Genomic DNA, 21,212 nt, shown 5'->3' with positions numbered 1-21,212 from the left:
TCGATATGACAGGCGAAGCCAAGATCAAGGTCAAGGGCCCGGTCGTCGAGCTCGACGGCGACGAGATGACCCGCGTCATCTGGAAGATGATCAAGGAAATGCTGATCCTTCCCCACCTCGACATCAACCTGGAGTACTACGACCTGGGCATCGAGCACCGCGATCGCACCGACGACCAGGTGACGATCGACGCGGCCTATGCGATCAAGAAGCACGGCGTGGGCGTCAAGTGCGCCACCATCACCCCCGACGAGGCGCGGGTCCACGAATTCAACCTGAAGAAGATGTGGCTGTCGCCCAACGGCACCATCCGTAACATCTTGGGCGGCACCATCTTCCGCGAGCCGATCGTGATCTCCAATGTGCCGCGCCTGGTTCCGGGCTGGACCAAGCCGATCGTCATCGGCCGTCACGCTTTTGGTGACCAGTACCGGGCGACGAACTTCAAGGTCGACAAGCCGGGCACCGTCACGCTGACCTTCACGCCCGCCGACGGCAGCGAGCCGATGGTGCACGAGGTGGTATCCATCCCCGAGGACGGCGGCGTCGTGATGGGGATGTACAACTTCAAGGATTCCATCCGAGACTTCGCGCGCGCCTCGTTCGCCTACGGCCTCAACGCCAAGTGGCCGGTGTACCTGTCCACCAAGAACACCATCCTCAAGGCCTACGACGGCATGTTCAAAGACGAGTTCCAACGCATCTACGACGAGGAATTCAAGGAGCGGTTCGAAGCCGAGGGCCTGACCTACGAGCATCGGCTCATCGACGACATGGTGGCGGCCTGCCTCAAGTGGGAGGGCGGCTACGTCTGGGCCTGCAAGAACTACGACGGCGACGTGCAGTCCGACACCGTCGCGCAGGGCTACGGCTCGCTGGGGTTGATGACGTCGGTGCTGATGACGGCCGACGGCAAGACGGTCGAGGCCGAGGCGGCGCACGGCACCGTCACGCGCCACTTCCGCCAGTACCAGGCGGGCAAGCCGACCTCGACGAACCCGATCGCGTCGATCTTCGCCTGGACCCGGGGGCTGCAGCACCGCGGCAAGCTGGACGACACCCCCGAGGTGATCGAGTTCGCCCAGAAGCTGGAAGAGGTCGTCATCGCCACCGTCGAGGGCGGCAAGATGACCAAGGACCTCGCCATCCTCATCGGTCCCGACCAGGAGTGGCAGCAAAGCGAGGAGTTCTTGAACTCCATCGCCGAGAACCTGGAGAAGGCCCTAGCCGGTTGATTCCTCCCGGCCCGGGGCCGGGCAGCATTCCTCGATGAACTCGGTGATCACCCGGGTGATGCGCTCGGGCGCCTCGTACATCGGTATGTGCCCCACGCCGTCGAGCTTGGTGACCTGGTGGCTGTCCTTGGGCAGGTGGTCGGTGAAATGCCGGCTGAACCTGGGTGCGGGCAGGATCCGGTCCTTTTCGCAGATCACCAGGTGGGCCGGAACGGCGTTCTGGGCGACCTCCCGCAGGCCGTGCAGCAGCGTGGCCTTGACCAGCAGCTGGAAGTAGGCGGGGCAGTGCGCGACGTCGTCGATGATGCCCGACAGCTGGCGATCGCTGACGCCGTCCGGCTTGGCGCTGATCGCGTAGGTGGCCAGATGGCGGCTGAACGGCAGGTGCAGCACGCGCGGCCCGAACGCCCAGGCCGCCAGCAGCAGCGGGATGCCGAGGATGAACTTGGCGATCACCTCGAACTTCGCCGGGGTCCAGCGCGTCCACCCGCCGGCCGGGGCGATCCCGGTGACGCTGCGGGCCCGGCCGCGCCGCTCCAGCTCGAAGGCCACCCAGCCGCCCAGTGAGTTGCCGACGATGTGGGCGGTCTTCCAGCCCAGTTCGTCCAACTGGCGCTCCACGTGATCGGCGAGCACCTCGGACGACAGGAACCAGGTTCCGGCCTTGGGCCCGCCGTTGTGGCCGGCCATCGTCGGGGCGAAGACCTCGTAGCGCCCGGTGTCGGCCAGGCGCTGCGCGACGTCCTCCCACACCGCCTGCGACAGCAGGAACGGATGCAGCAGCAGGATCGGTTCTCCGGAACCGAGGTGGATCGGCGGACGGGTCCCCACGTTGCTCCCCATGGATCCGACAGTAATGGCGGTACCGCCGGTACTGCAAACAACGGCCGGTCCGCGCGTGAAAAGATCGGGGCATCATGAGCACCGCTACCGGATCGCGCCGGCTTTTCTCCGGCGTGCAGCCCACATCCGACTCGCTTCACCTGGGTAACGCGCTGGGCGCCATCACCCAGTGGGTCACGCTGCAGGACGGCCACGACTCGTTCTTCTGCGTCGTCGACCTGCACGCCATCACCGTCGCGCAGGACCCCGAGGCACTGCGGCGCCGCACCCTGGTCACCGCCGCCCAGTACCTGGCGCTGGGCATCGACCCCCGCCGCAGCACCGTCTTCGTGCAGAGCCACGTGCCCGCCCACACGCAGCTGGCGTGGGTGCTCGGCTGCTTCACCGGTTTCGGGCAGGCGTCGCGGATGACGCAGTTCAAGGACAAGTCGGCGCGCCAGGGCAGCGACGCGACCACCGTCGGCCTGTTCACCTACCCGGTGCTGCAGGCCGCCGACGTGCTCGCCTACGACTCCGACCTGGTGCCGGTGGGCGAGGATCAGCGCCAGCACCTCGAGCTGGCCCGCGACGTCGCGCAGCGGTTCAACGCCCGCTTCCCGGACACCTTCGTGGTTCCCGACGTGCTCATCCCCAAGGCCACCGCCAAGATCTACGACCTGCAACTGCCGACGGCGAAGATGAGCAAATCGGCGTCCACCGACGCCGGGTTGATCAACCTGCTCGATGATCCGGCCCTGTCGGCCAAGAAGATTCGTTCGGCCGTGACCGACAGCGAGCGTGAGATCCGGTATGACACCGAGGCCAAACCGGGGGTGTCGAACCTGCTCACGATCCAGTCGGCGGTGAGCGGGGTCGGCATCGACAAGCTCGTCGACGGCTACGCCGGGCGCGGCTACGGCGACCTGAAGAAGGACACCGCGGAGGCCGTCGTCGAGTTCGTCGGCCCGATCAAGGCGCGCGTCGACGAATTGATGGCCGACCGCGCCGAATTGGAGTCGGTGCTCGCGGCCGGGGCGCAGCGCGCCGAGGAGGTGGCCGGGAAAACCGTTCGGCGGGTTTACGATCGGTTAGGGTTTCTTCCGCAACGGGGATAGGTTTCACCATGAGCGAGCCGGCCAAGCCCGGGGTCCTGGATCGGTTGCGGGCCCGGTTCGGATGGTTCGACCACGTCATGCGCGCCTACGGGCGCTTCGACGAACGCAACGGCGGCTTCTACGCGGCCGGCCTCTCGTACTACACGATCTTCGCGCTATTCCCGTTGCTGATGGTCGGTTTCGCGGCGTTCGGGTTCGTGCTGTCGCGCCGGCCACAGCTGCTGGCCACGATCGACGACCACATCCGGTCGTCGGTCTCCGGAGCCTTGGGGCAGCAGCTGATCGACCTGATGAACTCGGCGATCGACGCGCGGACCTCGGTCGGCGTCATCGGCCTGGCCACCGCCGCCTGGGCGGGTTTGGGGTGGATATCGCACCTGCGGGCGGCCTTGACCGAGATGTGGTGGGATCAGCGCATCGAGTCGCCGGGCTTTGTGCGCAACAAGCTTTCCGATCTGTTGGCGTTGCTGGGGACCTTCGGGGTGACCATGGCGACCATCGCCATCACCACTTTCGGTCACGAGGCGCCGCTGGCCGCCGTGCTGAAATGGCTGGGTATACCGCAGTTTTCGGTGCTCGACTGGCTTTTTTGGCTGGTCTCGATACTGATCGCGGTGTTGGTGTCGTGGCTGCTGTTCACCTGGATGATCGCCCGGCTGCCGCGCCAGAAAGTCAGCCTGGTGCACTCGGCGCGGGGCGGGCTGCTGGCGGCCGTCGGCTTCGAGCTGTTCAAGCAGGTGGCGTCGATCTATCTGAAGGTGGTGCTGCGCAGCCCGGCGGGGGCCACCTTCGGGCCGGTGCTGGGCCTGATGGTGTTCTCCTACATCACCGCCTACCTGGTGCTGTTCGCCGCCGCCTGGGCCGCCACCGCGTCGACCGATCCCCGGGCCAAGCCCGTCGATCCCCCGCCGGCGGCGATCATCGCCCCGCGGGTGCACGTGGACGAGGGGTTGTCCAACCGGCAGACGCTGACCGCGATGGGCCTGGGAGCCGCTGGGGCGCTGGCGTTTTCGCGGCTGGCCCGCCGGCTGCGGTAGGCGGATCCGGGACCCGTTCAGTCGGCCAGGAACGCGACCGCCCTCGACGAAAAGTCCTCGTGGTACTGGAAGATGCCGCCATGGCCGGAGTTCGGGTAGATGATGAGTTGCGAGCCGGGGATTCTGCGGTGCATGTCGTCGGAGAGGGTGGTGGGCACCATCCGGTCGTGGTCGCCGTTGGCGATGAGGGTCGGTTGGGTGATCCTGGACAAGTCGGCCGGTGTCGAGCGCCCCCATCGTTTGATCGCTTTGAGTTGGCGCCGCAGCGCTTTGATCTTGATCGGGATATCGCGGTCCTCGGTGCGTTCCTCGAGTCGTTCGACGAACTCGCGGCCCGCCCGGCGGCCGGTGGCGTCGCGATTGAAGAACAGAAACTCCTTGGGATCGACCCGCCGCAGAGTGGCGCGAACCAAGTCGTAGTACGTAACCCCGGCCACCTTGTCGATCCCCTTGCCGCCGGCGGGTCCGGTGCCGGTCAGGATCAGCTTGCGGACGAGCTCCGGGTGCTTGAGCACGAGCGCCTGGGCGACCATCCCCCCGAGGGAGAACGAGAAGATGTCGACCTTGCGATGGCCCAGCGCGGTGATGAACGTGTAGGCGTCGTCGGCCATTTCCTCCACGCTCAGCGGCGCCTCGCCGCTGGAGGCGCCGACGCCGCGGTTGTCGAAGGCGATGACGTGGTGATGCGCGGCGATGGCATCGATGATGCGGGGGTCCCAGTTGTCGAGGACCGCGGCGAGATGGACGAGGAACACCACGGGCACACCACCTTTGGGGCCCAGTTCGCGATAGGCGAAGTTCACACCTCCGGCGCTGAACGAGCGCGCCGGGGCATCGCGGTAGGACAGGATCAGGTCATCTTTGTGGTGCGTATTGCTCATTGGACACTCCCTTATCTTCGCTGATTGATTCGCCGCCGAGAAAGCGCAGCACATCGGCGACGAAGGTCTCATGGTGCTGGAACACCCCGCCGTGGCCCGAGCGGGGGTAAATCTTCAACTCCGCGTTGGGAATTCGGCGCGCGATGTCGTCGGACAGGCTGCTGTCGACCATCAGGTCACGGTCGCCGTTGGCGACGAGGACCGGTTGGGTGATCGCCGACAGGTCGTCGGGAGCACTCAGGCCGGCCCGCCGAATCGCCCTGAGTTGTGCGACGCGGGCTTGGATCGATATCGGCGTGTCGCGTTGGTGCGTGCGTTCTTTGAGGCGGCCGAGGTAGTCGGACGCGGCGCGCCTGCCTTCCGGGGTCCGGGGGAAGAAGAGGAAGTTTCTGGGATCGCTGCGGGTGAGCGCGGCTTTGAGGTAGGCGATGACGAAGATCCTGGTGATCCGCTCGATGCCTCCTCCGCCGCGCGGCCCGGTGCCGGCCAGGATCATTCGTCGCACCAGGTCCGGCGCTTGGAGGGCGACCACTTGGGCGACGCCGCCGCCGAGTGAGAACCCCAGCAGATCGACCTTCGACAGGCCCAGCGCCCGGATGAACGCGATCGCGTCCGCGCCCATCTGGTCGATGTTGCCGGGCACTTTGGAGCTCGTCGCGCCTACGCCACGATTGTCGAAGGCGATGACGCGGCGGTGCGCCGCGATGCCGTCGACGACCCGCGGATCCCAGTCGTCGAGCACCGCCGTCAGGTGGTGCAGGAATACCACGGGAACACCGGTGTCGGTTCCGAGCTCGCGGTAGGCGAAGTCCACACCGGCGGCGCGAATCCTGCGCGTCGGCGCGTCTTTCCACGTGGTCATGTCATCCCCTTTGGCGTGGTGTCCGCGTACGACGTGGCGGGACGGACGTCGGGCGTGCGGTGAATCGCCGACCCTGCATCCTTTGGCTGTCGATCATAATATTATGACCGTAAGCTAATAGGGTATGGTGAGTCAAGCGACGAGCTACTCGGCGGAGAGGACGACGGTGGCGAGATACGACAAGACGCACAAGGGCGAGACGCGCCGCCGGATCATCGAGCGGGCCGGTCAACGGCTGAAGCGCGACGGTATCGACGGTGCCGGCATTGCGGCGCTGATGTCGGACGCCGGGCTCACCAACGGCGCCTTCTACGCTCACTTCGGATCGAAGAACGACCTGGTGGCCCGCGTGGTGGCTGACCAACTGGCAACCCAAGCGGCCACGATGGCGGCGCTCCCGCCCGGGCGGGAGTCCCTCGAGCAGTTCATCCGCGAATACCTCTCCCCGGATCACCGCGACCACCCCGCGACCGGTTGTCCGTCGGCGGCGCTGCTGGACGAAATCGGCCGCTGCGACCGGCAGATTCGCGATTCCTACACCGAGGGCGCGCGGGCCATCATCGACGCGGTGGCGACCCACCTGTCGCCGGACGACCCGGCGGCCGCACTGAGCAGGGCGACCGGGCTATTCACCGTTCTCGTCGGCAGCCTGCAACTCGCGCGGGCCGTCACCGACCCGACACTGTCGGGCGACGTGCTCGCCGCGGGCATCAGCGCCGCGCTCGACCTCCTGAGCGTGAAAAGCCGGTCTTAGAGAGGACACCCAATGGCTTTGCAGAAACCGAAACAGCTCAACTCGCGATTCGTCCTAGTGGCGTCGCGCTACCTCAGCCGGGCCCACGCTTTCACCTACCGCATCAGCCGCGGGCGTTTGGGCGGCAACTTCCGCGTCGGGGCCGGCTTCCGCAATCCGGCGCCGACGTTGCTGCTGGACCATCTGGGGCGCACCTCCGGCAAGCGCTTCACCACGCCGCTGCTGTACATGAACGACGGTCGCAACGTCATCGTCGTCGCCTCGGCGGCAGGACGCGACGAGAACCCGCAGTGGTATCGCAACTTGCTGGCCCATCCCGATACCGACGTCACGATCGGTGCCGAGCGCCGCGCCGTCACGGCGCATCGGGCCGACTCCGAGGAACGGGCGCGACTGTGGCCCCGCCTGGTGGACGGCTACGCCGATTTCGACTCGTACCAGAGCTGGACCGACCGCGAGATCCCCGTTGTCGTTCTCGAGCCGCGGTAGGCCTGGCTACCCGTTCACCACCCACTCGCCGCGGGCCATGACGGCGAAGACTTCCCAATCGCCGTTCAGCACAACCAGATTCGCGTCGTAGCCCGCCCGCAGGGCGCCCACCCGGTGCAGCCCGAGGGCCCGCGCGGGCGTCGCGGCGGTCATCCGCGCCGCGTCGGCCAGTCCCACGTCCGCTGCGACGCTGCGGAAGATCGCGTCCATCGTGGCGGTGCTGCCGGCGATCGTCGACGTGCCATGTACCCGCGCCACTCCCGATTCGACGTCGACGGGCACCGCGCCGAGCCGAAACGTCCCGTCGGCGCGGCCGGCCGCGGCGATCGCGTCGGTCACCAGGGCGACCCGGTCGGGACCCGCGGCCCGGACCACGGCCCGCACCGCCTCCGGGTGCACGTGCACCCCGTCGGCGATCAGTTCGACGGTCACCCCCGCGTCCTGCAGCAGGGCGAGCGCGGGCCCCGGTTCGCGGTGGTGCAGCGGCGGCATCGCGTTGAACAGATGGGTGCCGACCGTCGCGCCCGCGGCGATGGCCCGCTTCGTCTGCTCGTAGGTCGCATCGGTATGGCCCACGGCCACAACGACATCCGCGTCCAGGAAGCGCCGGATCGCGTCGTCGGCCCCCGGCAGTTCGGGCGCCAGCGTCACCATCCGGATCGCGCCGCCGCCGGCGGTGAGCACGGCGTCGATCTCGGCGGGATCCGGGTCGCGCATCCGGGCGGGGTCGTGGGCGCCGCAGCGCGCCCGGCTCAGCCACGGCCCCTCCAGGTGGATGCCCGCGAGGGTGCCGCGCCGGGTGGCCGCGGCGAGCGCCCGCACGCCGCCGATCAGCTCCGCCGGGGAGGCGGTGACCAGGCTGGCCAGCGTCGTGGTGGTGCCGTGCCGCAGGTGGAATCCGGCGGCGACGCCGACGCCGTCGGCGTCGGTATACGACGCGCCACCCCCGCCGTGCACGTGCATATCGATAAAGCCGGGAACCACAATGCAATGGGGGAAATCCTCGTCGGCCGGAGACGGCGACGGGCCGCCCCCGCAGTCCAGGATCCGCCCGTCGGAGACCTGCAGCCACCCGGGCCGGCGGACCTGACCGTCGATGACGGCGGTGCCCGCCGAGATCACTCGCACTGGGTCTCCCAGTGGCCGCCGTTTTCCCAGAAGCGGCTGATCTCCTCGAGCGGGCGCCCCTTGGTCTCCGGGGCGTACCGGTAGACGAAGCCGAACGCCGCCACCGCGAGACCCGCGAACACCGCGTAAGTCCCCGCGCCGCCCAGGGTATGCAGCATCGTCAGGAAAACGGCGGCGACGATCGCGTTGCCGACCAGGTTGGACGTCAGCATCGCGCTCGACCCGATGGACCGCAGCCGCGACGGGAAGCTCTCGCTGGCGTACACCCAGCCCAGCGAGCCGAAACCCATGGTGTAGCCGACGATGAACAGCAGGATGCCGGCGAAGCCGAAAGCCAGGCCCGCGCCGCCGAGACGATCCTGGGCGAACACGGCCAGCAGCACGACGTCGGCGACGATCATCATGGCGATGCCGCACAACAGGATCGGGCGCCGGCCCACCCGGTCGACGAGGAGCAACGCGGTGAACACGGCCGCCAGGCCGGCGACCTGAACCAGCGCCGGCAACCCCAGCAGCGCGAAATTGCCCGTGAAGCCCATCGCTTCGAATATCCGCGGGCTGTAGTAGATGATCGCGTTGATGCCGGTGATCTGGATCAGGAAACCGAGCGTGACCACGAAGACGGTGGCCCGCAGATACGGCCCGCGCAGCATCTCGGAGAAGCCGCCGCTCCCTTCGCTCAGGGCGCGGCCGATCTCGGCGAGTTCCTCGTCGACCTGCGCGTCCGGCTCGATGCGCAACAAGGCCCGCCGGGCGTCGTCGACCCGGCCCTTCAGCAGGTACCACCGGGCCGTGTCGGGCATCCGAATCAGCAAGGGCAGCAGCAGGGTTGCGGGCACCGCGGCCAGCCCCAGCATCCAGCGCCAGCTGTGGGTGCCGGCCAACAGGTAACCGGTCAGGTAGCCGAGGATCAGCGCGCTGACGATCGCCAGTTGATAGGCCGTGAGCAGCGAGCCGCGCACCGCCGCCGGGGACGATTCCGCCACGTACACCGGGACGACGACCACCGTCACGCCGATGGTCAGGCCGAGCAAAAACCGCGCCGCCAACAGCATCGGCAGCGACACCGACAGCGCGGCCAGCACCGCGAACACCGCGTAGCTGACCGCGATCAGCACCATCGACTTCTTGCGCCCGATGGCGTTGGCGAGCACGCCGGCGCCGAGCGCCCCGGCGATCTGACCGATCACCACCATCGTCGTCAGCAGTTCCTGCTGGCGGGTGGTGAGGCCGAAGTCCTCGGTGACGAACAACTGCGCGGCCGCGATGATGGACAGGTCGTACCCGTAGATGACGCCGACGCTGGCGGCGGTGAGCCCGACGCTCAGGCCCCGCCGCGAGGCGGCGCTCAACGGTGTTGCGGTCGGCGGTTCATCGAGCGTGCGACCATGATCAAACTAAACACGATGATCGTTCCGATCACCGCGACGCCCACCCGCACCGGCAGCGCGTCGGCCGACGGCATGAACCCGGCGGCCTGGGCGCCGGCGCCCGGCCGGTCGGCGGCGGCGTCGTGGTGGGCCGGCAGCAGCGAAGGATCCGGCTCGATCAACGTGCCCACCTGGGTGCCGCGCGGCGTGGAAAACCCGTAGTCCAGCAGGTGCGCCGCCTGTTCCCACGGCGCGATCGGTTGCCGCGTGCCGTGCAGCAGCACCGCCATCAGCCGTCGTCCGTCGTGGTTGGCCGCGCCCACGAAGGTCTGGCCGGCGTCGTCGGTGTAGCCGGTCTTGCCACCCATCGCGCCGGGATACTTGTAGAGCAGCTGGTTGTCGTTCTCCAGCTCGTAGCCGGGGTGGTCGCCGTGGCCGGGGAAGTCGAAGGTCCGCGTCGCGACGATGTCGGCGAAGGTGGGGTTCTGCCAGGCGTAGCGGTAGAACAGGCCGATGTCGTAGGCCGACGTGCTCATGCCCGGTCCGTCCAGGCCCGACGGCGTCGCCACCCGGGTGTCCCGGCCGCCGAGCTTGGCGGCCAGCACGTTGATCTTGTCCAGCGCCTGCTGCATGCCGCCGAGTTGCATGGCCAGCGCGTGGGCGGCGTCGTTGCCGGAGTGCATCAGCAACCCGTGCAGCAGTTGGTTGACGGTGAAAACGCCGCCCTCCTGCACCCCGACCTTGGTGCCCTCGGCCGCCGCGTCGTCGGCGGTGCCCTGGACGGACTTGTTGAGCGGCAACGCGTTGATGGATGCCATCGCGACCAGCACCTTGATGATGCTCGCGGGGCGGTGCCGCCCGTGCGGATCCTTGGCGGCGATGACGGCGCCGCTGTCCAGGTCGGCCACCAGCCACGCGTCGGCGGACACGTCGCCGGGCAGCGGGGCGGTGTCGGGCGCCGCGACGATGCCGCAGCTGCTCAGCGCCTCGCCCCCGACCGGCTTGGGCGGGACCGCCAGCGGCATCGGCGGGTCGCCGGCGGCCGGGACCTCCGAGGAATCCACCGCGGGCGGGGTGTTCACCTGATACGGGCAGTTTCCCGGACCGGCGTTGGGGCCGGGGGCCGGTTCGGCGAACGCGGTCGGCACGCCCCACGCGGCGGGCCCAACGACCAAGAAAACGGCCGCTGCCAGGCACGACGCGGAGCGTACGAGAGCGATTGAGCGGGGCATCGTGTGTGCAGACTAGGCGATCGGGCGCCCGATTTTCGGGAGCCGCGCTGTGACTGGTGGGGCAGATGTTGCAAATCCCCTGATAGAGCCGCGAACGTCGAGGCATTACGCTGTCATCCGGTCGGCTTGACTACCTCCACCGAAGGGTCTGCCCATTCAGAACAACGGATTTTGGTCTCGAACATTCTCCGGGCGGCGGCGCGACGGTGACGGTCCGCGATCGCTGGACCAACTGCTCAAGCAGGTCGAGAAGGGCACCCAGGTGCGGCACTCGGGGGGTGAGCGCGTGCTGGACGAGCTGAAGCTGCATCGCGACAGCGCCACCGATGCCGACTTGCGGTCGGCGCTCACCTGGCTCTGCAACGCGCAAACGCGGCTGCTGAGCAGCCCGAGCACCGCGCATTCGCGGGAGGTCTTGCTGGCCTCGTACGAGGTCAACCGGGTCCTCGCTACAGGCGCCGACACTCCTCGCTGAGCACGCCGCGCAGGGCGGCCTCGATGGTGTCGAACTCGGCCTGCCCGCTGATCAGCGGCGGGGCCAGCTGGATGACGGAATCGCCGCGGTCGTCGGTGCGGCAGTACAACCCGGCGTCGAACAGCGCCGAGGAGACGCGGCCGAGCAGCGGCCGCCGTTCGTCGTCGGTGAAGGTCTGCTTGCTCGCCTGGTCCTTGACCAGTTCCACGCCGTAGAAATAGCCCTCGCCGCGCACGTCGCCGACGATCGGCAGGTCGTACAGCTTCTCCAGGGTGGCGCGGAACAGCGGGGCGTGGTGTTTGACCCGCTCGTTGAGGCGCTCGCGCTCGAAGATGTCGAGGTTGGCCAGCGCCACGGCGGCCGACACGGGGTGACCGCCGAACGTATAGCCGTGCGGGAACATGGTTTTGCCGTCGTTGAACGGCTCGAACAACCGCTCGCTGGCGATCATCGCGCCCAGCGGCGAGTAGCCGGACGTCATGCCCTTGGCGCAGGTGATCATGTCGGGCACGTAGCCGAAGTCGGTGCAGGCGAACATCGACCCGATCCGGCCGAACGCGCAGATCACCTCGTCGGAGACCAGCAGCACGTCGTAGGAATCGCAGATCTGGCGCACCCGTTCGAAATAGCCTGGGGGAGGCGGGATCGAGCCGCCCGCGTTCTGCACCGGCTCCAAGAAGACCGCGGCGACGGTGTCGGGCCCCTCGAACTCGATCGCCTCGGCGATGCGGTCGGCGGCCCAGCGGCCGAAGGCCTTGGCGTCGGAATCGAAAGGTTCGGGCGCGCGGTAGAGGTTGGTGTTGGGCACCCGGAAGCCGCCCGGGGTCACCGGCTCGAACGGCGCCTTGTACCGCGGCAGCCCGGTGATCGCCAACGCGCCCTGCGTGGTGCCGTGGTAGGCGACCGACCGCGAAATCACCTTGTGCTTACCGGGTTTGCCGGTGAGCTTGAAGTATTGCTTGGCCACCTTCCACGCGGTCTCGACGGCCTCGGTGCCGCCGGTGGTGAAGAAGACCCGGTTCAGGTCGCCCGGCGCGTAGCGTGCGAGGCGCCCGGCCAGCTCGATCGCGGTCGGGGTGGCATACCCCCACAGCGGGAAGTACGCCAGCGTGGCGGCCTGCCTCGCGGCGACCTCGGCGAGTTCGGCGCGGCCGTGGCCGACCTGCACGGTGAACAGCCCCGACAACCCGTCGAGGTAGCTGCGGCCGCGGTCGTCGAAGATGCTGACCCCTTCGCCGCGCGTGATGATCGGCGGGGTGATGTCGGGTCCGTGCCGGGCGAAGTGGAGCCACAGGTTGTCAGCCATCTCGTTCGCGAGCGTAGCCTCGCGGTATGACCGCAGCGCAGCAGGTCAGCCAGTTCGAGGCCCTGCGGCCACATCTCATGTCCGTCGCCTACCGGCTGACCGGCACCGTGGCCGACGCCGAGGACATCGTTCAGGAGGCCTGGCTGCGCTGGCACGGGCAGCACCAGGACATCTCGGACTTGCGGGCGTGGCTGACCACCGTGGTGAGCAGGCTGGGCCTGGACCGGTTGCGCTCGGCCGCGCATCGCCGCGAGACCTACACCGGCAACTGGCTGCCCGAGCCGGTGGTCACGGGCTTCGACCGGGGCGACCCGCTGTCGGCCGTGGTGGCCAGCGAGGACGCCCGGTTCGCGGCGATGGTGGTGCTGGAGCGCCTGTCGCCCGACCAGCGGGTCGCGTTCGTGCTGCACGACGGCTTCGCCGTGCCGTTCGCGGACGTGGCCGAGGTGCTGGGAACCAGCGAGGCCGCCGCGCGGCAGCTGGCGTCGCGGGCCCGCAAGGCCCTCAGCGCGCAGCCGCCGCCGGAACCCGATCCCTCCCACAACGAGGTGGTCGGCCGGCTGATGGCCGCCATGGCCACCGGCGACCTGGCGGCCGTGGTGGCGCTGCTGCATCCCGACGTGGTCTTCACCGGCGATTCAAACGGCAAGGCGCCCACCGCGGTTCACGTCATTCGCGGGGCGGACAAGGTGGCTCGCTTCATGTTCGGCCTGGCCCGCCGCTACGGGCCGGCGTTCTTCACGGCCAACCAACTGGCGCTGGTCAACGGCGAACTGGGCGCCTACACGGCGGGCGGGCCCGGCGACGACGGTCACTGGGCGATGCGGCCGCGGATCCTCGCGATCACGGTGCGCGACGGAAAGGTCTGCGCCCTATGGGATGTCGCCAACCCGGACAAGTTCACCGGCTCTCCCTTGGGCCGTCCCTGAAGCCAGCGCGAGGCCGAGCCGCAAGGCGCCGGCGGCCTCGGCGGCGGCCTCGGCGAACCGGCCGCCCAGCCCGACGAAGTTGAGGTACGCATGCGGCAGGTCGGACTGGCGGCTCAGCGCCACCGAAACCCCACCCGCGCACAGCTTTTCGGCGTATGCGATCCCGTCGTCGCGGATCGGGTCGAAGCCGGCGCTGCCGACGTACGCGGGCGGCAGGCCCGTGACGTCGCCGCGCAGCGGTGACAGCCTGGGATCGCTCGGGTCGGTTCCGTCCGGTATGTAGTTGGCCAGCGCCCAGCGAAGATTCGCGTCCGTGAACGTGGACGCCCGGTTGAACAGGTCGTGCGATGCCCGCCGCGTGCCGAGATCGGTCGGCGGATACATCAGCAGCTGAAACGCGGGTATGGCGCCGCCCCGCCGCACCGCCTGTTGGGCCGTCACGGCCGCCAGGTTCCCGCCGGCGCTGTCGCCCCCGACCGCGATGCGGTCGGGATCCGCGCCCAGCTCGGCGGCGTGGCGGTGCGCGTAATCGAACGCGGCGATCGCGTCCTGCACGGCGGCGGGGAACGGGTGCTCGGGCGCGCGCCGGTACTCGACCGACAGCACGCGCGCGCCCGCGCGGCCGGCCAGGTAACGGGCGACCGGGTCGTGGCTGATTCGGGAGCCGACGGAGAAGCCGCCGCCGTGGAAATACACCAGCAGCCCCGACGGCGCGGGCAGGCCGGCCGGGGTGTACAGGGTGGCCGCGATGCCGCCGTGCTCGGCTGGCACCCCGATTTCGCTCGCCGCGACACGCACGGGTGACTCGTAGGCGATGAGCCGCGGCAGCTGTTCATACCGCGCCCTCGCCTCGTCCACGGGATCGGTGAAAACGTCGGAGCCCGAGCGGTTTTTGAGACGGATGAACAGCTGGGCGTCCAGGTCCAGCTCCTGGCCGTCGATGCGGACCGGCGGACCCGCCAACTGCCGCCGGACCGGCCGGGGCAAGCCGAACACCGCGCGGACGGCCGCCGCCCGGATGCCTAGTGCTGACATATCCCAAGCGTGGGTCGATCGCGCCGGGAACGCTTGTACGGATCCGTCAGGATTCGTGGACCGCCCGCGCGAGGTCGCGCGGGGCCGACCCGGTCATCTCCCAGCACACCCTGGTGGCGTGCGAGCCGTCGGCGAACCCGGCCAGGTGGGCGGCGTCGGTGACGGAGCGGCCCTCGATCACGTGTCCGATCGCGGCCACCAATCGCACCCAGCGGATCGTGGCCGACAACGACGCCCCGGTCTGCTGCTTGCACAGCCGACCGAGGTAATCCGGTGACAGCGCAACGGTATTCGCGACCGCGGCCACGTCGACGTGGCTCGGCACCCGGCTCGACACGACTTCGATCGCCTGCCGCAGTTGCGGGTGCACCGACCGCGGCCCGTCGTGCTGTCCGCACAGCCGGGCGACCAGGAAATCAGCGGCGGCGTGCGGGCCCTCGTCGCCCAGCAGCGCGGCCGCCGCCTCGGCCAGCGGTCGTCCGTCGTCGACGACCCAGACGCGCTGGCGCGCCAGGCCGTTCAGCGCGACGCCCTGCGGCGTCTGCAGCCCGAAGTACAGCGTCACCGCCCCGGATTTCGCGTCCGAGCGCACCGCATGCCGCACCCCGCTGCCGACCACGACAAGCCGGCACACGTCGCGCCGGCCGCCCGCCCGGGTCACCGTCAACGGACCCCCGGCGCCAACCGTGACCTGAACGGCGGGGTGGTGGTGCGGCGCGAGATCGGAGAATGCGCCGGCCACCATGAGCCGACCCGGGCCCAAGTCCCAGACGCGCATGCCGCCACTCTAGCGCCGGTTACGGGCTCGACCACGGGATGCGGCAGGCGTCACCGGAATTGAAGCCCTGCTCGGTGATGCCCAGCGCGGAGTTGACCCGCGCCCGCATGTTCTCCAGCCCGATCTGATAGGTCAGCTCGTACACGCCGGCGTCGCCGAAGCGGGCGCGCAGGTCGGCGACCTGCTCGTCGCTGACGGTGTGCGGGTCGGCGGTCATCGCGTCGGCGTAGGCGATGGCGGCGCGCTCGTCGTCGCTGAACAGCGGCGAGGTTGCGTAGTTGTCGATGTCCCTGAGCCGCTCTGTGTCCAGGCCGTCCAGCCGCTGCAGCATGGACCCGAAGTCGACACACCACGAGCAGCCGATCGCCCGCGCGGCCCACAGCACCGCGAGTTCGCGCACGCCGACCGGGAGCGTCCTGGACGCCCGGTCGACCATCGTTTCGTGCACGGCGCCGGCGAGCATCAGCTTGCGATGGTGCGCGGACACGGCGAACGGCTCGGGAACCTGGCCGTAGCGCCGCTTGGCGACGCGATACATGGCCCGGGTCAGCAGCCCGGCGCGCCTGGGGGATAGGGGCTCGATGCGGGTTTTCTGAGTCATATCCCTCTGACGGGACGGGGTGCGAAAGTGTGACGGGCTGCCGCGATAGGGCCGTAGGATGCGGCTAGCCGCTGGACGGGCGGTGGCGATGGGGAGCGAGTGAGAGTCGACGATGACCGCGCTGTTTAGCCGGGGGGCCGATCAGTATGACTGGCTCTCCGGCTACCTGGCTTCGCGCGGCATCAGCGGCGCCACCCGGGCCGTGATGGCGCTGATCTCCGCGTCGATGGTGTTGTGCCTCGTCGCGCTGCTGGCCGGTGCGGACGGTCCCCGCGGCCCGGTGCCGGTGGCGATGATGTGGGTCGCCGTCGCCGGCGGGGTGGCGGGAATGTTGTTGTGGATATGGCGCTGGCCGACGCGCCCGCAATCGCTGGTGTTCGCCATGACGTGCAACACCGCCGTCGCGTTGGCGTGCCTGGCGCACCCGAACCCGCTGGCCGCACTGATCGGGTGCGTCGCCTTCGCGACCTTCGGCGCCTACCTCGCGTTCTTTCACACCACGGGGTTCGTGCTGTACAACTTCGCGCTGGCCGCCGCCGTCGGCTCGTGGGAGGCCTTGTCGCTGGCGAGATCGGGCCACCCCAGCCTCGCGGGCGTGGATCTGTGGCTGGTGATCGAGGTCAACATCGCCCTGCCGCTGGCCATCCGCGTCCTGGTGCGCGCCTTGTCCGGGGACCTGCTGCGCGCCGACCGCGACCCGTTGACGGGCCTGCTGAACAGGCGCGCGTTCCAGCACGAGGCGCTGGGCATGATCCTGGCGCGACGCGGCATCGATTCCCACCTGGTCGTGATGCTGATCGATCTGGACAACTTCAAAGCCCTCAACGACCGGTGTGGCCACGCCGCGGGGGACCACGCGCTGGTGCAGGTCGCCCAGGCGCTGCTGGCCGCGGCCGACAACCAGGCGGTGGTGTCGCGAAGCGGGGGTGAGGAATTCCTCTTGGCGGGCACTTCGGCGGGCTGCAACGCCGAATCGTTGGCCGCGCGGATGTGCCGGGCCATCGCGGACTCGGCCGCGGGGGTCACCGCCAGCATCGGCACCGCCTGCGCTCGTCTGGACGACACCGCACCCGAACCGCACGCACTGCTGGGCGAGTTGATCAGCGCGTCGGATGCCGCGATGTATCAGGCCAAACGGTTGGGGGGCAACCGAAGTCACCACCACGAACTTTGCTGACCGCGCCCGCGAGCTCCGGCGATCGACCGGCCGGGGCACGACGTGTTCGGCGCGCGGAGTTCGGGTACCCGTGTCTTACCCGCGCCGCCATCCAGTGCGGCAGGGTGGGAGAGGGTGAGGAGACAGTGATGACCTCTCAAAATGATCAAGGATCGGAAAACGGGCGGCTGGAGCATTTCGACGATCCGCAGCCGGGCAGCGGCGCGCGGGACACCGGCCCCGACACGCCCGAGCAGGGCCGCGGGGACCGGCCCGTCGGGACCGTTGACGAGGACGCGAACCCGCCGATGAGCGATCCCGCCGCGTCGGACACCTACGGCGGCACCGGCGAGTTGCCGCCGCAGGACACGGGGAGCGCCGTCCCGCCGTACGAGGGACGCCAGTAGGGGCGCAACCGTCGACGCCCGGGGCGGGGAATCAAAGACCTGAAGCGTTCAGCGCGAGAACATGATCGCGCGCTTGACCTCCTGGATCGCCTTGGTGACCTCGATGCCGCGCGGGCAGGATTCGGTGCAGTTGAACGTGGTCCGGCACCGCCACACCCCGTCGACCTCGTTGAGGATGTCGAGGCGCTGGGCGGCGGCCTCGTCGCGGCTGTCGAAGATGAAGCGGTGGGCGTTGACGATCGCCGCCGGCCCGTAGTAGCTGCCCTCGTGCCAGAAGATCGGGCAGCTGGTGGTGCAGCACGCGCACAGGATGCACTTGGTGGTGTCGTCGTAGCGGGCGCGGTCGGTCGGGCTCTGGATGCGTTCCCGCGTCGGGGGGTTGCCGCTGGTGATCAGGTACGGCTTCACCGCCCGGTAGGCGTCGAAGAACGGCTCCATGTCGACCACCAGGTCCTTCTCCACCGGCAGCCCGCGGATCGGTTCGACCGTGATGGTCAGCGGCTTGGCCGGCTTGCCCTTCTTCGGCGTGGGCAGCAGGTCGCGCATCAGCACCTTGCAGGCCAGCCGGTTGACGCCGTTGATGCGCATGGCGTCCGAGCCGCACACCCCGTGCGCGCAGGACCGCCGGAAGGTCAGCGTGCCGTCCAGGTAGCTCTTGATGTAGATCAGCAGGTTGAGCATCCGGTCGCTGGGCAGGCATGGCACCCGAAAGCTTTGCCAGCCACCGGTTTTCGCGAAGGCCTCGGGCTGGTCGGGGTTGAACCGGGCGATCTTCACGGTCACCATCACCGCGCCCTCGGGGATCGGCGGCGGGGGAGGCTCCAGGCCGGGCTCGACGTCTGCGGCCATCAGTACTTCCGTTCCTTGGGTTCGTAGCGGGTCTGCACGACGGGCTTGAAGTCCAGCGCGATGTCGCTGAGCAGATCGGTGCCCTGCTTGTACGCCATGGTGTGGCGCATGTAGTTGACGTCGTCGCGGTTCGGGTAGTCCTCGCGGGCATGCCCGCCGCGGGACTCCTTGCGGTTCAGCGCGCCGACCACGGTGACCTCGGCCAGCTCCAGCAGGAAGCCCAGCTCGATGGCCTCCAACAGGTCGCTGTTGAAGCGCTTTCCCTTGTCGTGCACGGTGATTCGCGAATAGCGCTCCTTGAGCGCGTGGATGTCGGTGAGCGCCTGCTTCAGCGTCTCCTCGGTGCGGAACACCGCGGCGTTGTTGTCCATCGACTGCTGCAGCGCGTTGCGGATGTCGGCGACGCGCTCGTTGCCGTGCTCGGAGAGGATGTCGCCCACCCAGCCGACGACCATGGCCGCCGGGTCGGGCGGCATGTCGACGAAGTCGTGTCCCCGGGCGTAGCTCGCCGCGGCGATGCCGGCCCGGCGGCCAAAGACGTTGATGTCCAGCAGCGAGTTGGTGCCCAGCCGGTTGGCGCCGTGCACCGACACGCACGCGCACTCGCCCGCGGCGTACAGCCCGGGGACGGTGGAGGTGTTGTCCCGCAACACCTGTCCGGTGACGGTGGTCGGAATGCCGCCCATCACGTAGTGACACGTCGGGTAGACCGGCACCAGCTCGTGCACGGGGTCCACGCCCAGATAGGTGCGGGCGAACTCGGTGATGTCGGGCAGCTTGGCCTCGAGCACGTCGGCGCCGAGGTGGCGGACGTCGATGTAGACGTAATCCTTGTTGGGGCCGGCGCCGCGGCCCTGAAGGACCTCGAGCACCATCGAGCGCGCGACGATGTCGCGGGGCGCCAGGTCGACGATCGTCGGGGCGTAGCGCTCCATGAACCGCTCGCCCTCGGCGTTGAGCAGCCGGCCGCCCTCGCCGCGCACCGCCTCGGAGATCAGGATGCCCAGGCCGGCCAGTCCCGTCGGGTGGAACTGATGAAACTCCATGTCCTCCAACGGAAGTCCCTTGCGGAAGACGATGCCGATGCCGTCGCCGGTCAGCGTGTGCGCGTTGGAGGTCGTCTTGTACATCCGGCCGGAGCCGCCGGTGGCGATCACGACGGCCTTGGCGTGGAAGACGTGGATCTCGCCCGTCGCGAGCTCGTAGGCGACCACGCCGGTGGCCACCGGCCCGCTCGGGGTCTGCGTGAGCACCAGGTCCAGCGCGTAGAACTCGTTGAAGAACTGCACGTCGTGGCGGACGCAGTTCTGGTACAGCGTCTGCAGGATCATGTGGCCGGTGCGGTCCGCGGCGTAGCAGGCCCGGCGCACCGGCGCCTTGCCGTGGTCGCGGGTGTGACCGCCGAAGCGGCGCTGGTCGATGCGGCCCTCGGGGGTGCGGTTGAACGGCATCCCCATCTTCTCCAGGTCGAGCACCGCGTCGATGGCTTCCTTGCACATGATCTCGACGGCGTCCTGGTCCGCGAGGTAGTCACCGCCCTTGACGGTGTCGAACGTGTGCCATTCCCAGTTGTCGTCTTCGACGTTGGCCAGCGCGGCGCACATGCCGCCCTGGGCGGCGCCGGTGTGGCTGCGGGTGGGGTAGAGCTTGGTCAGCACCGCGGTCCGCACCCGGGGCCCGGCCTCGACGGCGGCGCGCATCCCGGCGCCCCCGGCGCCGACGATCACCACGTCGTATCGGTGTTGGGAGATCACGGCTCGCCTTTCACGAGATGTTCGGGTCGAAGGTCACCAGCACGTAGGTGCCCAGCACCAGCGTGAACCCGATCGACAACAGCAGCAGGCTGTTGAGCCAGAACCGGGTGGAGTTCTTGCGGCTGTAGTCGTCGATGATGGTGCGCAGCCCGTTGCCGCCGTGCAGCTCGGCCAGCCACAGCAGCGCCATGTCCCAGATCTGCCAGAACGGCGAATGCCAGCGCTGCGCCACGTAGTTGAAATCGATGCGGTACACGCCGTCGTCCCACATCAGCATGATGAACAAGTGCCCGATCGCCAGGAACACCAGCGCGATCCCGGAGAACCGCATGAACAGCCACGCGAATTTCTCGAAGTTGGGGATGCCCGCGCGCCGGCGCGGCGATCGGGGATTGTCCAGGCTGGCGGGGCGGTCGTAGAAGCGCTGCTTGACCGGCGCCGCCTGGCCGCGGCCGAGCTGGAGGTCGGGGCTGCTCATCGGAAGTGCTCCAGGATGTGGATGGCGGTCACCACGCCGGCGGGAACCATGAGCAGCAAAAAGACGATGCCGACGATCCAGAACATCAGCCGCTGGTAGCGGGGGCCCTGCGACCAGAAGTCGATCAGGATGACCCGGATGCCGTTCAGGCCGTGGAAGAGCACCGCGGCGATCAGGCCGTACTCCATCAGGCCGACGACCGGCGTCTGGTAGTCGTGGATCACCGCGTTGTAGGTCTGCGGGCTGACCCGCAGCATGGCGGCGTCCAGGACGTGGACGAACAGGAAGAAGAAGACCGTCGCGCCGCTGATGCGATGCAGCACCCACGACCACATGCCGGGGTCGCCCCGATACAGGGTCCGGGGCGCTCGCCGCTTGCGCGCGGTGGCAGCACTCACCAAGTCCTCACCGCCCTTAACGTTGAAACGACAGTCAAGCCGGGCAATTCAGCCTAACCCTGCCAGCTAGAGGGTCGTGCCGAACAGTCCGCCGGGCGAACTGTCGTGTCAGAGTTAGGGT

General features: G+C 68.9%; 22 protein-coding genes and 1 pseudogene. 9 read left to right on the top strand and 14 right to left on the bottom strand.

All coding sequences use genetic code 11. The features are described from left to right. The first annotated feature begins 5 nt into the window (after positions 1-5). The gene (locus MTAB308_RS10695) at positions 6-1,235 is read left to right on the top strand and encodes an NADP-dependent isocitrate dehydrogenase (protein WP_077099421.1); all 1,230 of its coding nucleotides are present in this window, start codon (positions 6-8) and stop codon (positions 1,233-1,235) included. Here MTAB308_RS10695 and MTAB308_RS10690 read toward each other — a convergent pair. Next, entirely contained in the window at positions 1,224-2,078 is an 855-nt protein-coding gene (locus tag MTAB308_RS10690; RefSeq protein ID WP_083746500.1) for an alpha/beta fold hydrolase, read from the bottom strand. The two genes, MTAB308_RS10695 and MTAB308_RS10690, sit on opposite strands and share 12 nt — an antisense overlap. A gap of 74 nt (positions 2,079-2,152) precedes the next feature. Here MTAB308_RS10690 and trpS point away from each other — a divergent pair, with 74 nt between their 5' ends. Together trpS and yhjD are read left to right on the top strand one after the other, a co-directional pair. Continuing rightward, complete coding sequence (gene trpS, locus MTAB308_RS10685; RefSeq protein ID WP_077099420.1) at positions 2,153-3,172, top strand: tryptophan--tRNA ligase; 1,020 nt, start codon at positions 2,153-2,155, stop codon at positions 3,170-3,172. Between the two features lie 8 nt (positions 3,173-3,180). Then, positions 3,181-4,209: an inner membrane protein YhjD gene (yhjD, locus tag MTAB308_RS10680; RefSeq protein WP_077099419.1), complete on the top strand. Its 1,029-nt coding sequence runs from the start codon at positions 3,181-3,183 to the stop codon at positions 4,207-4,209. A gap of 17 nt (positions 4,210-4,226) precedes the next feature. On the opposite strand, the gene MTAB308_RS10675 is transcribed toward yhjD, so the two are convergent. Together MTAB308_RS10675 and MTAB308_RS10670 are read right to left on the bottom strand one after the other, a co-directional pair. After that, positions 4,227-5,090 carry an alpha/beta fold hydrolase gene (locus MTAB308_RS10675; protein ID WP_077099418.1) on the bottom strand — a complete coding sequence of 288 codons (864 nt, stop codon included), beginning with the start codon at positions 5,088-5,090 and terminating at the stop codon, positions 4,227-4,229. After that, entirely contained in the window at positions 5,065-5,952 is an 888-nt protein-coding gene (locus MTAB308_RS10670; RefSeq protein ID WP_077099417.1) for an alpha/beta fold hydrolase, read from the bottom strand. Before MTAB308_RS10670 ends, MTAB308_RS10675 begins: the two co-directional genes overlap by 26 nt. Positions 5,953-6,076: 124 nt before the next feature. Between MTAB308_RS10670 and MTAB308_RS10665 the strand changes: the two genes are divergently transcribed. Continuing rightward, positions 6,077-6,706 carry a TetR/AcrR family transcriptional regulator gene (locus MTAB308_RS10665; RefSeq protein ID WP_342744149.1) on the top strand — a complete coding sequence of 210 codons (630 nt, stop codon included), beginning with the start codon at positions 6,077-6,079 and terminating at the stop codon, positions 6,704-6,706. A 12-nt stretch (positions 6,707-6,718) separates the two neighbouring features. Continuing rightward, a complete protein-coding gene (locus MTAB308_RS10660) occupies positions 6,719-7,195 on the top strand; it encodes a nitroreductase family deazaflavin-dependent oxidoreductase (RefSeq protein WP_077099416.1) in 477 nt (158 codons plus the stop codon). A 6-nt stretch (positions 7,196-7,201) separates the two neighbouring features. On the opposite strand, the gene nagA is transcribed toward MTAB308_RS10660, so the two are convergent. From nagA to dacB1, 3 genes are read right to left on the bottom strand one after another with little or no spacing between them, the layout of a single operon-like run. After that, positions 7,202-8,323: an N-acetylglucosamine-6-phosphate deacetylase gene (gene nagA, locus MTAB308_RS10655; protein WP_077099415.1), complete on the bottom strand. Its 1,122-nt coding sequence runs from the start codon at positions 8,321-8,323 to the stop codon at positions 7,202-7,204. After that, positions 8,314-9,675, bottom strand: coding sequence for a sugar porter family MFS transporter (locus MTAB308_RS10650; RefSeq protein ID WP_077099414.1), 1,362 nt, complete (start codon positions 9,673-9,675; stop codon positions 8,314-8,316). Before MTAB308_RS10650 ends, nagA begins: the two co-directional genes overlap by 10 nt. Continuing rightward, a complete protein-coding gene (gene dacB1, locus MTAB308_RS10645; protein ID WP_077100115.1) occupies positions 9,672-10,913 on the bottom strand; it encodes a D-alanyl-D-alanine carboxypeptidase DacB1 in 1,242 nt (413 codons plus the stop codon). Before dacB1 ends, MTAB308_RS10650 begins: the two co-directional genes overlap by 4 nt. 235 nt (positions 10,914-11,148) lie before the next feature. Between dacB1 and MTAB308_RS10640 the strand changes: the two genes are divergently transcribed. After that, the gene (locus MTAB308_RS10640) at positions 11,149-11,400 is read left to right on the top strand and encodes a hypothetical protein (RefSeq protein ID WP_077099413.1); all 252 of its coding nucleotides are present in this window, start codon (positions 11,149-11,151) and stop codon (positions 11,398-11,400) included. On the opposite strand, the gene MTAB308_RS10635 is transcribed toward MTAB308_RS10640, so the two are convergent. Then, positions 11,375-12,706 carry an aspartate aminotransferase family protein gene (locus MTAB308_RS10635; RefSeq protein WP_108637263.1) on the bottom strand — a complete coding sequence of 444 codons (1,332 nt, stop codon included), beginning with the start codon at positions 12,704-12,706 and terminating at the stop codon, positions 11,375-11,377. The two genes, MTAB308_RS10640 and MTAB308_RS10635, sit on opposite strands and share 26 nt — an antisense overlap. Positions 12,707-12,732: 26 nt before the next feature. On the opposite strand from MTAB308_RS10635, the gene MTAB308_RS10630 reads away from it, so the two are divergent. Continuing rightward, positions 12,733-13,635 (top strand): sigma-70 family RNA polymerase sigma factor, encoded by a 903-nt coding sequence (locus MTAB308_RS10630; RefSeq protein WP_077099411.1) that lies wholly within the window; start codon positions 12,733-12,735, stop codon positions 13,633-13,635. Here the strand turns inward: MTAB308_RS10630 and MTAB308_RS10625 are convergent. The 3 genes and pseudogenes from MTAB308_RS10625 to MTAB308_RS10615 form a co-directional block, all read right to left on the bottom strand. Continuing rightward, complete coding sequence (locus MTAB308_RS10625; protein WP_077099410.1) at positions 13,579-14,670, bottom strand: alpha/beta hydrolase; 1,092 nt, start codon at positions 14,668-14,670, stop codon at positions 13,579-13,581. The genes MTAB308_RS10630 and MTAB308_RS10625 overlap by 57 nt on opposite strands. 46 nt (positions 14,671-14,716) lie before the next feature. Then, on the bottom strand, positions 14,717-15,448 hold the full coding sequence (locus tag MTAB308_RS10620; RefSeq protein WP_077099409.1) for a helix-turn-helix domain-containing protein: 732 nt from the start codon (positions 15,446-15,448) through the stop codon (positions 14,717-14,719). A gap of 19 nt (positions 15,449-15,467) precedes the next feature. Continuing rightward, a pseudogene (locus tag MTAB308_RS10615) lies at positions 15,468-16,061 on the bottom strand (carboxymuconolactone decarboxylase family protein); the annotation flags it as partial. A 100-nt stretch (positions 16,062-16,161) separates the two neighbouring features. Here MTAB308_RS10615 and MTAB308_RS10610 point away from each other — a divergent pair. Together MTAB308_RS10610 and MTAB308_RS10605 are read left to right on the top strand one after the other, a co-directional pair. Continuing rightward, on the top strand, positions 16,162-17,226 hold the full coding sequence (locus MTAB308_RS10610; RefSeq protein WP_077099407.1) for a GGDEF domain-containing protein: 1,065 nt from the start codon (positions 16,162-16,164) through the stop codon (positions 17,224-17,226). A 128-nt stretch (positions 17,227-17,354) separates the two neighbouring features. Further along, positions 17,355-17,612: a hypothetical protein gene (locus MTAB308_RS10605; RefSeq protein WP_077099406.1), complete on the top strand. Its 258-nt coding sequence runs from the start codon at positions 17,355-17,357 to the stop codon at positions 17,610-17,612. A 48-nt stretch (positions 17,613-17,660) separates the two neighbouring features. On the opposite strand, the gene MTAB308_RS10600 is transcribed toward MTAB308_RS10605, so the two are convergent. Genes MTAB308_RS10600 through sdhC form a run of 4 tightly spaced genes read right to left on the bottom strand, consistent with a single transcriptional unit; the run spans position 17,661 to position 21,028 of the window. Further along, positions 17,661-18,461: a succinate dehydrogenase iron-sulfur subunit gene (locus tag MTAB308_RS10600; RefSeq protein ID WP_077099405.1), complete on the bottom strand. Its 801-nt coding sequence runs from the start codon at positions 18,459-18,461 to the stop codon at positions 17,661-17,663. Further along, positions 18,461-20,215 (bottom strand): succinate dehydrogenase flavoprotein subunit, encoded by a 1,755-nt coding sequence (gene sdhA, locus MTAB308_RS10595; protein WP_077099404.1) that lies wholly within the window; start codon positions 20,213-20,215, stop codon positions 18,461-18,463. The genes MTAB308_RS10600 and sdhA overlap by 1 nt, the downstream gene beginning before the upstream one ends. 10 nt (positions 20,216-20,225) lie before the next feature. Beyond that, positions 20,226-20,693, bottom strand: a complete 468-nt coding sequence (locus tag MTAB308_RS10590; protein WP_077099403.1) for a succinate dehydrogenase hydrophobic membrane anchor subunit — start codon at positions 20,691-20,693, stop codon at positions 20,226-20,228. Beyond that, the gene (gene sdhC / locus MTAB308_RS10585) at positions 20,690-21,028 is read right to left on the bottom strand and encodes a succinate dehydrogenase, cytochrome b556 subunit (protein ID WP_245831403.1); all 339 of its coding nucleotides are present in this window, start codon (positions 21,026-21,028) and stop codon (positions 20,690-20,692) included. The genes MTAB308_RS10590 and sdhC overlap by 4 nt, the downstream gene beginning before the upstream one ends. Positions 21,029-21,212: the final 184 nt, after the last annotated feature.

Source organism: Mycobacterium terramassiliense, from assembly GCF_900157385.1.
In the GTDB taxonomy this organism is placed as follows: domain Bacteria; phylum Actinomycetota; class Actinomycetes; order Mycobacteriales; family Mycobacteriaceae; genus Mycobacterium; species Mycobacterium terramassiliense.
The sequence above is the reverse complement of the archived record's forward strand: the minus strand, read 5'-3'. Positions and strand labels throughout refer to the sequence as shown.

Excerpts from the sequence above, each read along its gene's own strand:
- MTAB308_RS10695 (WP_077099421.1), top strand. The coding sequence starts at position 6 with ATGACAGGCGAAGCCAAGATCAAGGTCAAGGGCCCGGTCGTCGAGCTC.
- MTAB308_RS10690 (WP_083746500.1), bottom strand. The coding sequence starts at position 2,078 with ATGGGGAGCAACGTGGGGACCCGTCCGCCGATCCACCTCGGTTCCGGA.
- trpS (WP_077099420.1), top strand. The coding sequence starts at position 2,153 with ATGAGCACCGCTACCGGATCGCGCCGGCTTTTCTCCGGCGTGCAGCCC.
- yhjD (WP_077099419.1), top strand. The coding sequence starts at position 3,181 with ATGAGCGAGCCGGCCAAGCCCGGGGTCCTGGATCGGTTGCGGGCCCGG.
- MTAB308_RS10675 (WP_077099418.1), bottom strand. The coding sequence starts at position 5,090 with ATGAGCAATACGCACCACAAAGATGACCTGATCCTGTCCTACCGCGAT.
- MTAB308_RS10670 (WP_077099417.1), bottom strand. The coding sequence starts at position 5,952 with ATGACCACGTGGAAAGACGCGCCGACGCGCAGGATTCGCGCCGCCGGT.
- MTAB308_RS10665 (WP_342744149.1), top strand. The coding sequence starts at position 6,077 with ATGGTGAGTCAAGCGACGAGCTACTCGGCGGAGAGGACGACGGTGGCG.
- MTAB308_RS10660 (WP_077099416.1), top strand. The coding sequence starts at position 6,719 with ATGGCTTTGCAGAAACCGAAACAGCTCAACTCGCGATTCGTCCTAGTG.
- MTAB308_RS10635 (WP_108637263.1), bottom strand. The coding sequence starts at position 12,706 with ATGGCTGACAACCTGTGGCTCCACTTCGCCCGGCACGGACCCGACATC.
- MTAB308_RS10630 (WP_077099411.1), top strand. The coding sequence starts at position 12,733 with ATGACCGCAGCGCAGCAGGTCAGCCAGTTCGAGGCCCTGCGGCCACAT.
- MTAB308_RS10625 (WP_077099410.1), bottom strand. The coding sequence starts at position 14,670 with ATGTCAGCACTAGGCATCCGGGCGGCGGCCGTCCGCGCGGTGTTCGGC.
- MTAB308_RS10620 (WP_077099409.1), bottom strand. The coding sequence starts at position 15,448 with ATGCGCGTCTGGGACTTGGGCCCGGGTCGGCTCATGGTGGCCGGCGCA.
- MTAB308_RS10610 (WP_077099407.1), top strand. The coding sequence starts at position 16,162 with ATGACCGCGCTGTTTAGCCGGGGGGCCGATCAGTATGACTGGCTCTCC.
- MTAB308_RS10605 (WP_077099406.1), top strand. The coding sequence starts at position 17,355 with ATGACCTCTCAAAATGATCAAGGATCGGAAAACGGGCGGCTGGAGCAT.
- MTAB308_RS10600 (WP_077099405.1), bottom strand. The coding sequence starts at position 18,461 with ATGGCCGCAGACGTCGAGCCCGGCCTGGAGCCTCCCCCGCCGCCGATC.
- MTAB308_RS10590 (WP_077099403.1), bottom strand. The coding sequence starts at position 20,693 with ATGAGCAGCCCCGACCTCCAGCTCGGCCGCGGCCAGGCGGCGCCGGTC.
- sdhC (WP_245831403.1), bottom strand. The coding sequence starts at position 21,028 with ATGTGGTCGTGGGTGCTGCATCGCATCAGCGGCGCGACGGTCTTCTTC.